Annotated in this window: 12 protein-coding genes; 11 read left to right on the top strand and 1 reads right to left on the bottom strand. The window is 75.4% G+C overall.

All coding sequences use genetic code 11. The features are described from left to right. Positions 1-86: 86 nt before the first annotated feature. Entirely contained in the window at positions 87-1,028 is a 942-nt protein-coding gene (locus QP089_RS10815) for an NAD-dependent epimerase/dehydratase family protein (protein ID WP_285911361.1), read from the bottom strand. Between the two features lie 143 nt (positions 1,029-1,171). Here QP089_RS10815 and QP089_RS10810 point away from each other — a divergent pair, with 143 nt between their 5' ends. The 11 genes from QP089_RS10810 to QP089_RS10760 all read left to right on the top strand — a co-directional run bounded on the left by QP089_RS10810 (position 1,172) and on the right by QP089_RS10760 (position 12,073). Continuing rightward, positions 1,172-1,882: a TetR/AcrR family transcriptional regulator gene (locus tag QP089_RS10810; RefSeq protein ID WP_285911360.1), complete on the top strand. Its 711-nt coding sequence runs from the start codon at positions 1,172-1,174 to the stop codon at positions 1,880-1,882. 211 nt (positions 1,883-2,093) lie between these two features. Next, on the top strand, positions 2,094-2,990 hold the full coding sequence (locus tag QP089_RS10805; RefSeq protein ID WP_285911359.1) for a hypothetical protein: 897 nt from the start codon (positions 2,094-2,096) through the stop codon (positions 2,988-2,990). A 1-nt stretch (position 2,991) separates the two neighbouring features. Then, a complete protein-coding gene (locus tag QP089_RS10800) occupies positions 2,992-4,032 on the top strand; it encodes a hypothetical protein (protein WP_285911358.1) in 1,041 nt (346 codons plus the stop codon). Continuing rightward, a complete protein-coding gene (locus QP089_RS10795) occupies positions 4,033-5,334 on the top strand; it encodes a TadA family conjugal transfer-associated ATPase (RefSeq protein ID WP_285911357.1) in 1,302 nt (433 codons plus the stop codon). Between the two features lie 19 nt (positions 5,335-5,353). After that, positions 5,354-6,352, top strand: coding sequence for a type II secretion system F family protein (locus QP089_RS10790; RefSeq protein ID WP_285911356.1), 999 nt, complete (start codon positions 5,354-5,356; stop codon positions 6,350-6,352). A gap of 13 nt (positions 6,353-6,365) precedes the next feature. Then, the gene (locus QP089_RS10785) at positions 6,366-7,280 is read left to right on the top strand and encodes a type II secretion system F family protein (protein ID WP_285911355.1); all 915 of its coding nucleotides are present in this window, start codon (positions 6,366-6,368) and stop codon (positions 7,278-7,280) included. Between the two features lie 49 nt (positions 7,281-7,329). Continuing rightward, complete coding sequence (locus QP089_RS10780) at positions 7,330-7,542, top strand: Flp family type IVb pilin (protein WP_285911354.1); 213 nt, start codon at positions 7,330-7,332, stop codon at positions 7,540-7,542. A gap of 23 nt (positions 7,543-7,565) precedes the next feature. Beyond that, on the top strand, positions 7,566-8,027 hold the full coding sequence (locus QP089_RS10775) for a TadE/TadG family type IV pilus assembly protein (RefSeq protein ID WP_285911353.1): 462 nt from the start codon (positions 7,566-7,568) through the stop codon (positions 8,025-8,027). Then, entirely contained in the window at positions 8,024-8,479 is a 456-nt protein-coding gene (locus tag QP089_RS10770; protein WP_285911352.1) for a TadE family protein, read from the top strand. Before QP089_RS10775 ends, QP089_RS10770 begins: the two co-directional genes overlap by 4 nt. Beyond that, complete coding sequence (locus tag QP089_RS10765; protein ID WP_285911351.1) at positions 8,476-8,931, top strand: TadE/TadG family type IV pilus assembly protein; 456 nt, start codon at positions 8,476-8,478, stop codon at positions 8,929-8,931. The genes QP089_RS10770 and QP089_RS10765 overlap by 4 nt, the downstream gene beginning before the upstream one ends. 64 nt (positions 8,932-8,995) lie before the next feature. Continuing rightward, entirely contained in the window at positions 8,996-12,073 is a 3,078-nt protein-coding gene (locus QP089_RS10760; RefSeq protein WP_285911350.1) for a BTAD domain-containing putative transcriptional regulator, read from the top strand. Positions 12,074-12,076: the final 3 nt, after the last annotated feature.

The following is a 12,076-nucleotide window of genomic DNA, read 5'->3' as shown; positions in this document are numbered from 1 at the left end:
CGCGCCGCCCCGCGCCGCCGGCGCTGCCAGTCCGGGCCAGCTTAATTACCGGCGCCGCCACTTTCCGGCGAAGCCGGTCCGGGGCGTCACCGCGCGGCCGGGCGGGAGTCGCGGGAGGCGGCGACGACGGTTTTGAGGGCGTCGTCCAGCGGGGTCGGCGCCATTCCGAAAGTGGTCTCGAACGCGGAGGAGTCCAGGATGTAGGGCTTGTCGAACTGGTACCTGGTCTCCCGCAGTTCCCTGGCCATCGGGTTGAAGAGGCCGACCGCGTTGAAGATCGGGCGCGGCACCTCGTAGATGCGCGGCGCGGGCGCGCCGGCGATCCGGCACAGCCGCTCGCCGACCTCCAGCGTCGAGACCGCGGGGCCGGTCGGGATGTGCCAGGCCCGGCCGTAGGCGCGCTCGTCCGTCCCGGCGATGGCGAGGGCCTCGGCGACGTCCGGCAGGTACGTCCAGGCGTGCGGGACGGACGGGTCGCTGAAGTAGGGGACGCGCCTGCCCGCCAGCAGCGGCTTCACGAACCGCGCCTCGCCGATGTACGCCTGGTCGGTGCTGCGCGGGCCGTAGTAGTCGGAGCCGCGCAGCTCGGTGGCGCGGATGCGGCCGGCCTCGTGCGCGGCGAGCATGTCGTGCCACATCTTCGCCCGCACCCGCCCCTTGACGCCGGTCGCCGCCATCGGCAGGTCCTCGGTCATCGGGCCGTCCACCGGCCCGTACCCGTAGAGGCAGCCGAGCGTGACCAGGGCCGCGCCGGTGTCCTCGGCGGCGCCGAGGAAGGACGCGGCCATCGGCGGCCAGTCCTGCACCCAGCGGTGGTACCGCGGGTTGACGCAGTTGTAGATCGTGTCGGCGCCCGTCGCGACGGCGGTCAGCCGGGCCCGGTCGGCGACGTCGGCGGCGACCCGCTCGACGCCCTCCGGCCCGGATCCGGAGCGGGTCACGACGGTGACGTCGTGGCCCATCCCGGTGAGCCGCTCGGCGAGGTGCGAACCGACCTGGCCGGCTCCGACGATCACGTGCTTGCCCATCGCTGTCTCCTTGCGTGCGGTCGCGGCGACCGCGGTCGTGGTGTGCTCGGTGCTCCCTTGCGAGAGCAATGCTCTCTCTTGTGAGCACCGTTCGTCAAGAGCAGTGCTCTCGTTTTGTTCCGGTGCTCTGCTAACCTCCCGGCATGAGCGGACGGACGGCACGGGAACGGGTGCGGGCGGAGCTGATCCGGGAGATCAGCGGGATCGCGCGCGAGCAGCTGGCGACCTCGGGCGCGGCGGGGCTGTCGCTGCGCGCGGTCGCCCGCGAGATGGGCATGGCCTCCTCGGCGATCTACCGCTACTTCCCCAGCCGCGACGACCTGCTGACCGCGCTGATCATCGACGGGTACAACGCGGTGGGCGAGGCGGTGGAGCGCGCCGACGAGACTGCGCGCGAGGAGGGCGCGTCCCACGCCGGACGGTGGCTCGCGGTGTGCCGGGCCGTCCGCGAATGGGCGCTCGCGCACCCGCACGAGTACGCGCTGCTGTACGGATCGCCGGTGCCCGGCTACGAGGCGCCGCAGGACACCGTCCCCGCCGCCATGCGCGACTCGGTCGTCTTCGTGCGGATCGTCGCGGAGGCGCACGCCGCGGACGCGCTCGACCCCGCCGGGCCGTGCCCGCCGGTGCCGTCCCGGGTGGCCGGGGACATGGCGCGCGCGCGGGAGACGATCCCCGCGGCCGTGCCCGACGACGTGCTCGCGCGGGCGTTCACCGCGTGGGCCGGCCTGTACGGGACGGTCAGCTTCGAATTGTTCGGGCAATTCACCAACGTGATCGACGAGCGGGCCGCCTACTTCGACCACGCCATGGCGCTGCTCGGCCGCCTCGTCGGCTTCCAGAACGCGCCGTGACGGCGCCGCGGATGGGGTCAGTGACAGATGTGACTGGTGGTAAGTAGCGAAGTGATCAACGAATTCGCAGGTCACCGCGGTATCGCCAGAGAACGGCCCGCCGACCCTCACCGAATCCATTGACGCGGCCTTGCCCGCACCGCAAGCATGGATCGCCCGGTGATGCGGAGACCTCCTGAGGCGGGGTCCGCAGGAGGGCGGGAAGGGGCACGTGCGCAGCGCGATGAAGGCCAATCGGCAGGCTCTCGCCGGCGGCTCGTCCGGCGCCCCCTCCGGCGGCTCCTCCGGGCCGGGCGCGGGCGGCGGGCTCGGCCGCTCCGGGCTCGGTACGTCCGGCGGGCAGCGGCTGCCCGTCTCCCCGCGCGAGCGCAAGCCGGCGCTGGCCGCCCTGGCGGTGCTGCTGATCCTCGGCGGCGCGCTCGCCAGCGCCTACCTGGTGATGGCGAGCGGGCAGCGGGTGTCGGCGATCCGGATCGCGCAGCCGGTCGCGGCCGGGCAGCGGATCCCGCAGAGCGCCCTGGAAGAGGTGCAGGTCGGCGACACCGGCGTCCAGTTCGTCAACTGGTCCGAGCGGCTGAACGTGTCGCGCTACTACGCGGCCGTCCCGCTGGTGAAGGGCGCGCTGCTGACCAACGGCATGATCAGCCGGACCGACGAGGCGGCGAAGGGCCGGCTCGTCGTCGGCCTCGCGCTCAAGCCGGGCCAGCTGCCCTCCGGCGGCGTCGAGAGCGGCAAGAAGGTGACGCTGTACGCGGTCGGCAGCGGCGGCGGGCCGCGCGCCGGGACGGTGCTCGCCGCCGAGGCCATCGTGATCAACGTGGGCGGCGGCGGGGGCAGCCGGCTGCGCTCCGACCAGACGAACGTGGACGTCGCCATCGCGCCCGCCGACGCCGCGCAGGTGGCGCAGGCCGCGTCCGCCGGGACGGTAGCGATCGCGCTGATCCCCGAGGGGACGAAGGCGCCCGGGCAGGCGTCCGGCGGCGGGGCGCAGGGCAAGCAGTCGCCCGTGCCCGGCGACTCCCAGCCGCCCGCCGGAACCGGCGGCGAGGGCACCGGCAATGGCACGCCGGGCACCGGCAACGGCACTCCGGGCACGGGCGGGAACTGACGTGGCACTGATCGCGCTCGCGGCCGACAAGGGGGCGCCGGGCGTCACGACGGCGGCCGTGGCCCTCGGCGCGGTGTGGCCGCGCCCGGTGCTGGTCGCCGAGTGCGACCAGGCGGGCGGCGACCTGGTGTACCGGCTGCCCGCCGCGGCCCCCGGCGGCGAGGGCGACGGCGGGATGCTGAACCCCGCGCGCGGGCTGCTCAGCCTCGCCGCGACCGCCCGCCGCGGGCTGCGCCCCGACCAGGTCGCCGAGCACTGCCAGCGGCTCGTCGGTGGCCTCGACGTCCTCGTGGGGACCACCAACGCCGAGCAGGCGCAGGCGATGACGTGGCTGTGGGGGCCGCTCGGCCGCGCGTTCGCCGGCCTGGCCCCGGTCGACGTGATCGCCGACTGCGGGCGGCTCGGCGCCGGCACCCCGCTGCTCGGCCTGCTGCGCGAGGCCGACCTGGTCGTCCTGCTGACCCGTGCCACGCTCGAGCAGGTCGCGCACCTGCGCGAGCGCGTCGCCGCGCTCAGCGCGGAGCTGCGCGGCGGACCGCCGATCGGGGTGCTGGTGCTCGCCGACCCGCGCGACTTCCGCGGCTCCATCGCCGAGGTCGACCGGATCATCCTCGGCGCGCGCGGCCGGCAGGTCCCCGACCCGGCCGCGGCGCCCGGGCCGCCCCCGCCCGACGTGCGGGTGCTCGGCGGCCTCGCGCTCGACCCGAAGGGCGCCGACCTGCTGTCGGGCCGGTGGGGCGGCCGGCTGGACCGGTCACTGCTGATCCGCTCGGCCCGCGAGGTCGCCGGCGACCTGACCGCGCGGATCGCCGCAGCGTCCCCTGTGTCCCCCGCGTCGTCCCCCGCGTCCGCCGGGACGCCCGAGCACCCCGGCGCCGCGGCGCCGCCCCCGCCCGGCGACGCGCCGGCGGCCGGGGCCCCGGCCGCCGGGCCGCGCGAGAGCGGGCCGCACGCCGTCCCGAACGGGCGGCCCGCCGCTCCGCCGGACGCGCGCCCCGACCAGGTCCCCGCGGGTGGGCGACACGAGGAGCGGGGGCGCTAGGTGGACCACGTCCTCGTCAAACGGCTCCGCCAGGAGGTCGGCGACCGGCTCGCCCAGCAGCGCCGGATGGACGCCGCACACGGCCTGCCGCCCATGTCCGGGGAGGACGAGCGGCAGTTCGCCCGCGCGCTGATCGGCCAGGTGCTGGAGGAGTTCGCGCGCGGCGAGATCACCTCCGGGCGGCGCCCGCCGAACGCCGAGGAGGAGGAGGCGCTCGCCGCCGGGGTGCACGCCGCGCTGTTCGGGGTCGGCCGCCTCCAGCCGCTGCTGGAGGACCCCGAGATCGAGAACATCGACATCAACGGCTGCGACCGGGTGTTCATCGGCTACGCCGACGGCCGGGAGGTCATGGGCGAGCCGGTCGCCGAGACCGACGAGGAGCTCGTCGAGCTGATCCAGATCCTCGCCGCCTACAGCGGGCTGTCGTCGCGGCCGTTCGACACCGCGAACCCGCAGCTGGACCTGCGGCTGCCCGACGGCTCGCGGCTGTCGGCCGTGATGGACGTGACGCTGCGCCCCGCGCTGTCGATCCGGCGCGCCCGGCTCGGCAAGGTCTTCCTCGCCGACCTGATCGGCAACGGCACCTTCAGCCCCGAGCTCGGCCGGTTCTTCCGCGCCGCCGTCCTCGCCCGCAAGAACATCATGATCGCGGGCGCGACGAACGCGGGCAAGACGACGCTGCTGCGCGCCGTCGCCAACGAGATCCCGGCGCACGAGCGGCTCATCACCGTCGAGCGGGCCCTGGAGCTCGGCCTGGACGCCTTCCCCGAGCTGCACCCCAACTGCGTGGCGTTCGAGCAGCGCCTCCCGAACTCCGAGGGGCAGGGCGCGATCTCGATGGCGGAGCTGGTCCGCCGGTCGCTGCGGATGAACCCCTCGCGCGTCATCGTCGGCGAGGTCCTCGGCGACGAGATCGTCACGATGCTGAACGCGATGACGCAGGGCAACGACGGGTCGCTGTCGACGATCCACGCCAACTCCTCGGCGGAGGTGTTCAACCGCATCTCCACCTACGCGATCCAGTCGGAGGAGCGGCTGCCCGTCGAGGCCACGCACATGCTGATCGCGGGCGCGATCGACTTCGTGGTGTTCATCGAGAAGCGCAACGACTACGCCTCCGGCGGGCGGCTGCGCCGCTACGTCGCCAGCGTCCGCGAGGTGACCGGCGTGGACGGGCGGGTGCTGTCGTCGGAGGTGTTCGCGCTCGGGCCCGGCGGGGCCGCGGTGCCGGCCGCGCCGATCGCGTGCGTCGACGAGCTCGCCGAGCACGGCTACGACCCGTCCCACGGAGGTGTCTGGTGAACCGCGCGGGAGGTGGGTGATGTACTCCGCGGACGTGCTGCTCGCGATCGTCGCCGGCGCCGTGGTCGGCGGCGGGTTGCTGCTGCTCGGCGTGGCGATCCGCGGTCTGCCCGCGCGGACCCGCCCGGCGCGCGGCCGCAGCCGCGAGGACCTGGTCCGCACCCTCACCACCCGCACCGCAGTCGCGATCATCACCGGGGTGCTCGTCCTGGTGGTGACCCGCTGGCCGATCGCCGCCGCCGGGACGGGCGCGCTCGTGCTCGCCTGGGACGGCCTGGCCGGCGGCGCCGCCGAGGAGCGCAAGGGCATGGCGCGGCTGGAGGGCCTCGCCGCCTGGACCGAGTCGCTGCGCGACACCATCGCCGGCGCGGTCGGCCTCGAACAGGCCATCCCCGCCTCGCAGCGCGCCGCCGCGGCGGCGCTGCGGCAGCCGCTGCGCGACCTCGTCGACCGGCTGCACACCCGCGTCCCGATGCCGGAGGCGCTGCGCCGGTTCGCCGACGACATCGACGACCCGTCCGCCGACCTCGTCGTCGCCGCGCTCATTCTGAACGCCAAGCTGCGCGGGCCCGGCCTGCGCGACATGCTGACCGCGCTCGCGACGTCCGCCCGCGCCGAACTCGACATGCGGCGCCGCGTCGAGGCCGACCGCCGCTCCACCCGCCGCAGCGTCCGGATCGTCGTCGGCGTCTCGGTCGGCACGGCCCTCGCGCTCGCCGTGTTCAACCACTCCTACGTGCAGCCCTACGACGACTTCCTCGGCCAGCTCGTGCTGTGCGTCGTCGTCGCCCTGTACGCCGCCGCGTTCCTGTGGCTGCGCCGCCTCGCCAAGTACGACCTGCCCGGACGGTTCCTCAGCGAGCCGCGGCAGGCGGGCCCCGGCGTGCCCGGCGAGGTGCCCAGCACCGTCGCGGCCTGGCAGGCCGGACGCGCCGCCCAGGCCGGGCGCACGGGCACGACCCAGGACGTCCCGCTGCGCGGCCGCCACACCATGGACGCGGGCGGCGGTCCGGCATGAGGGGCGGTGACGCGTGACCGGTGCGATCCTCGCGGGCGCCGTCGTCGGCCTCGGCCTGTACGGGCTCGTCCGGGCGCTGTTCCCGGCGCGGCCCGGCCTCGCCGCGCGGATGGCCGCGCTCGACGCCGCCCGCCGCCGCGACCTCGAGGACGCCCGGGCCGGGACGTCCCCGCCGCTCGGCCGGGTCGGCGGGATGCGCGCCCGGCTCGGCCGGGAGCTGGCGGAGTTCTGCGAGTCGCGCGGCTGGAAGATGCGCTCGATCCGCGCCGACCTCGCCATCACCGAGCGGTCGCTGGAGGCGTTCCTGGCGACCAAGTTCCTGCTGCCCGCCGCCGCGCTGCTGTTCATCCCGCTGATCGTCGCCTACTTCGCGCTGCTCGGCTTCGGCTCGTCCGTGCAGGTCCCGGTGTGGATCTGCGTGCTGTTCGCCGCGCTGTTCTTCTTCTTCCCCGACATGCAGCTGCGGCAGGAGGCGCAGGCCCGCCGGCAGGACTTCCGGCACGTCGTCGGCGCGTTCCTCGACCTGGTCTCGATGAACCTCGCGGGCGGGCGCGGCGTCCCGGAGGCGCTGATGAGCGCGTCGAACGTCGGGGACGGACCGGCGATGCGCCGGATCCGCGACGCGCTCGGCAACGCCCGCCTCACCGGGCAGACGCCCTGGCAGGCGCTCGGCCGGCTCGGCGACGACCTCGACATCGCCGAGCTGCGCGACCTCGCCGGCGCGCTCGCGCTGGTGTCCGACGACGGCGCGCAGATCCGCGCGTCGCTGTCCGCGCGCGCCGCCTCGATGCGCAGCCGCGAGCTTTCGGACCTGGAGGGCCGGGCGGGCGAGCGGTCGCAGTCCATGCTCGTCGCGCAGCTGTTCCTGTGCGCCGGCTTCCTGGTCTTCCTGGCCTATCCGGCCCTGATGCGGGTGCTCGCCTCGTGACGCCGCATCCCGCCGGGCCCGTCCCCGCAGTCCCCCTGGAGGTGGCACGATGAACCCGCTGAACGATCCCGCCCTGGTCTATCTGCGCGCGCTGCTGGCCACCCGGCTGGCGCGGCTGCGCGACGAGGAGGAGCGCACCAAGGGCGCGTCCGCGATCGAATGGGCGATCATCACCGCGATCCTCGCCCTGATCGCGATCACCATCGGCGCGATCATCCAGAAGAAGATCCAGGACAAGGCCAACAGCATCAACACGGGATGACCGGAATGCGGTCCCGTGCACCCGTGCGACCGGCGCGGCGGTGGGCCGTCGCGGCGGCCCGGCGGCTGCGGTCCGACCGGGGCGCGTCGTCGATGGAATGGGCGCTGCTCACGCCGGTGCTCATCCTCGTGCTGCTCGCCGTCGTCCAGTTCACGATGGTGTTCCACGCCCGGCACGTCGCGCTGGCCGCCGCGCAGGCCGGCGCCCGCGTCGCCCGCACCGAGCCCGTCGGCGGCGGCTGGCAGGACGCGGCGGTCGCCAAGGCCACCGGCGACATCGACCACGTCGGCCCCCACTTGATCAGCGGCCTGCGCGTGGACACCGGCGAGGTCAACGACGAACGCTGGGTCGAGGTCAGCGGCAACGCCGTCCAGGTCATCCCGTTCCTGACCTTCCACGTGTCGCAGCGGTCGCAGGGCCCGATCGAATGCTTCCGCCCGGACGTCGGCGCGGGCCTCGCCTGCCAGCAGGGCGCGGGCCGGTGAAGGGGCGGCGCGGCGACGACCGGGGCTCGATGTCGCTGGAACTGGTGCTGGTCACGCCGCTGTTCGTGGCGTTCCTGCTGTTCCTCGCCGGAGCCGGGCGGATGGTGGACGCGCAGAGCCAGGTGGACGGCGCCGCCCGCGACGCGGTGCGCGCCGCGTCCATCGCCCGCGACGCCGGCTCCGCGCAGGAGCTCGCGCAGGAGACCGCCACCGCCGGGCTCCGCGACTCGCACTGGTGCTCCGGCGGGCCGTCCGTCCAGACCGACGTGTCGGACTTCGCACCCGGCGGCCGCGTCGCGGTGACGATCGTCTGCGACGTGAACCTCTCCGACCTGGCGTTCATCGGGCTGCCCGGCAGCAAGCGGCTGCAGGGCCGGTCGGTCGCCCCGATCGACACCTTCACCTTCCGGGGCGGCGGGGACGCCCCCGCGGAACCGGAGGACGGCCGATGAGACGCGCCCTGCGCCGCGCCGCGGCACGCGCCCGGGTACGGGACGACCGCGGCACGATCGCGATGTACACCGTCCTGTTCACGCCGATCGTGCTGATGCTGGCGGGCCTGCTGGTCGACGGCGGCCTGGCGATCCACGCCCGGCAGCGCGCCGCCGACCTGGCCGAGCAGGCCGCCCGCGCCGGCGCCAACGAGATCGACACCGACGCGCTCCGCGCGACCGGCGAGCCCGTCCTCGACCCGGGCCGGGCCCGCACCGCCGCCTGCGACCTGCTCGGCGCGTCCGGCACCGAGGTCGCCGCGTCCCGGTGCGACGCCGACCAGCAGCAGGTCACGGTCACCGTCGAGATCACGGTGAAGCCGCAGATCCTCGGGATCATCCCCGGCCTCGGCTCGTTCACCCTGTCCTCCACGGAGACCGCCCACCCCGTCACCGGAGGAAACGGCCCGTGAGGACCACCGAGAACGGCTTTACCATGGGTGCGACGTCCGAGGACCGGAGAACGGTGGGGGCGCGATGGTGACGCGGCACGGGCAGCGCCCTTCGGCGCGGTCGCGCGGACCCCTGTATGGCAGGCGGCGTAGTGCCGGGGACGTTCTCGCCGGGATCGGTGCGCTCGTTGCGCTGGCCGCGCTTCTGGCCGGGGTTCCGTACGCACTGCTGACGTTCTTCGGCTCGCCGCTCCCGTCGCACCTGCCCGCCGCGTCCGACCTCGGCCACCGGGTCGGCCCCGGCTCGCTCATCGGCATCCTCGTCGTGCTGGTCTGGCTCGCCTGGATCCAGCTCGCGCTGTGCGTGGTCGTCGAGGTGTACGCGGGGATACGCGGTGTCGGCGTGCCCGCGCGGGTGCCGCTCGCCGGCGGCACGCAGTCGCTGGTGCACCGGCTCGTGGTCGCCGCGCTGCTGCTGTTCACCGCCACGTCGGTGATCGTGCCGGCGCTCTCGGGCGGGCTGGCGCAGCGTCCCGCGCACGCACAGGCGCAGGAGCACCGCCGGGTACCGGACGCGCAGGACCACCGGCCCGCCGAGGCCGCGCCGCCGCCCGCCGACACCCGCACCCAGTCCCTCGCCGAGGAGCCGGTCAGCACCAAGATCTACCGGGTGCATCCGCCGGAGGGCCGCCACCACGAGAGCCTCTGGGAGATCGCCGAGAAGTGCCTCGGCGAAGGACGCCGCTACAAGGAGATCTACGACCTCAACAAGGGGCACGTGCAACCGGACGGGACGCGCCTCACCATCGCGAGCCTGATCCGCCCCGGCTGGATCCTGGAGATGCCGGCGGACGCCAAGCACGCGCAGGCGATCCCCGTCCAGGACCTGCACGACTACTACCGGTACGGGCACGCCGTCCCCGACCACGAGCAGCACCCGCAGGAGCCCGCGCCCTCGACGCCCGCACCGCAGAAGCCGGCCCCGCAGCCCTCCGCTCCGGCGACCCCGGCGCCGCAGCCGTCCCAGACCCAGGCGCCTGCGCACACCCCGGCGCCGCAGACGCCCGCGCCCCAGCCCACGCACACGCAGGCGCCCGCGCACACACCCGCGCCATCGCACACACCCGCGCCCTCACACGCGCCCTCGCCATCCCACCAGGCCGAGACGCCCTCGCACCCGCCCGCGCACGGCGGTGCCACGGACGGGCCGTCCGGCGCGATGGGCGGCGGCGCCGGGAGCGGCGGCGCGACCGTCCCCGGGCAGACCAGGACCTCCTACGAGGAGCCCGGCCGGTCGTTCGAGGTGACGTGGCCGCAGGGGCTCGCCGCGGCGTCGCTGCTGGCCGCCGGGCTGCTCGGCGCGCTCGGCCGGCGCCGCCGCGCGCAGATGTGGAACCGCGCGTTCGGGCACATGATCGTCCGGCCGGAGGGCGCGGCGGCGGAGGCCGAGCGGGCACTGCGGTTCGGCGCCGACCCGGACGGCGCGCGGCTGCTGGACCTCGAGCTGCGGCACCTGTCCAAGTCGATGGCCGCCGGCGGCCGCGCCCTCCCGACCGTCTACGGGGTGCACCTCGGCAGCGGCAGCATCGACCTGTGGATCGCGCCCGCCGACCGCAACCCGCCGGCGCCCTGGCAGGCGTTCGACGACGGGCAGGTGTGGCGGCTGCGCGCCGACGCGGCGGCCGGGCTGGAGGCCTCCGACCTCGCCGACGTCCTCGCCCCCTACCCGGGCCTGGTGTCCATCGGCACCAACGACAACGGCCGCATCCTCGTCGACCTGGAGGCGGCGCACGGGCTGATCGCGCTGCGCGGTCCCGACGCCGACCGGCGCGCCGCGCTCGCCGCGATCGCGATGGAGCTGGCGACGAACCGGTGGTCGGACCACATGCGGATCACGCTCGTCGGGTTCGGTTCCGAGTTCGGCGACGGCCTCGGGCGGATCGCGCCGGACCGGATCCGGTCCGTGCCGAACCTCGCGGACGCGCTGCCGGAGCTGGAGGGGCGCAGCGAGGAGGTGCGGCAGGCGCTCGCCGCGTCCGGCGTCGACTCGGTGCTCACCGGGCGGTGCCGCGGCGTGTTCGGCGAGGCGTGGATGCCGCACTACCTGATCATGGCGGACCCGCCGACCGAGCAGGAGGCCGACCGGCTCGTCGCGCTCGCCCGCACCGGCACCCGGATGGCCGCCGGGTACCTCGTCCCCGGCGACGTGCAGGGCGCGACCTGGACCTGGGACGTCGACGAGCGGGGCCGGCTGCACGCCGGCGTCCTCGGCTTCGAGGTGGACGCCCAGCTCGTCCGCGACGACCAGTACCGCGCGGTGTTCGAGCTGTTCCGGACGGCCGGCCGGGCCGAGTCGGTGCCGCTGCCGGACCTCGCGGCCGGCCCGCAGCCGCCCGCCGCGCAGCAGTCGTCGGTGGACGTCCGGCTGCTCGGCCCGATCGAGGTCGAGGCGCCCGGCCCGATGGACGAGAGCCGCCGCGAGCTGTGCACCGAGGTGCTGGTCTACCTGGCGGCGCACCCGAACGGCGTGCACCCGACGGTGCTGTCCGGCGCGATCTGGCCGCGCGGCGTCACCGCAGGCGTCCGCGACGCGTGCGTGGCCCGCGTGTCGGACTGGCTGGGCCGCGACGCCCGGGGCCGCCCGAACCTGTACTACGACGAGCGCGGCCGGATCAGGCTCGGCTCGGAGGTCCGCGTCGACCTCGCGGTGTTCCGGTGGCTGGTGTGGCGGTCGGCCGCCGAGCCCGCGTCGGAGATGGCCTACATGGCGTACGCGCTGGACCTCGTCCGGGGCCCGCTGCTCGCCGGCCGCCCGCGCGGCCGGTACGCCTGGCTCGCCGCGCACGACCTGGAGTACGAGGCGACCGCGCGGGTCGTCGACGTCGCGCACCGGCTCACCGTGCTGCGGCTGGACGAGGGCGACGCGCGCGGCGCCGTCGCCGCCGCCCGCGCGGGGCTGCGGCTCGCGCCCGAGGACGAGGGCCTGTGGCGCGACCTGCTCCGCGCCACCCACGCGACCGGCGACCAGGCACAGGTCAAGGTCGCGGTGGACGAGCTGCGCGGCCGCATCGGCCGCGACCCGATGATCGACCAGCTGCAACCCGAGACGGAGGCGCTGGTGGAGGAACTGCTCCCCGAATGGCACCGGGTCGGCTCTCCCTGACGG

It is taken from the genome of Actinomadura opuntiae (genome assembly GCF_030283205.1).
In the GTDB taxonomy this organism is placed as follows: Bacteria; Actinomycetota; Actinomycetes; order Streptosporangiales; family Streptosporangiaceae; genus Spirillospora.
Note: the sequence above shows the minus strand (reverse complement) of the source record. Positions and strands in the feature narration are given on the sequence as shown.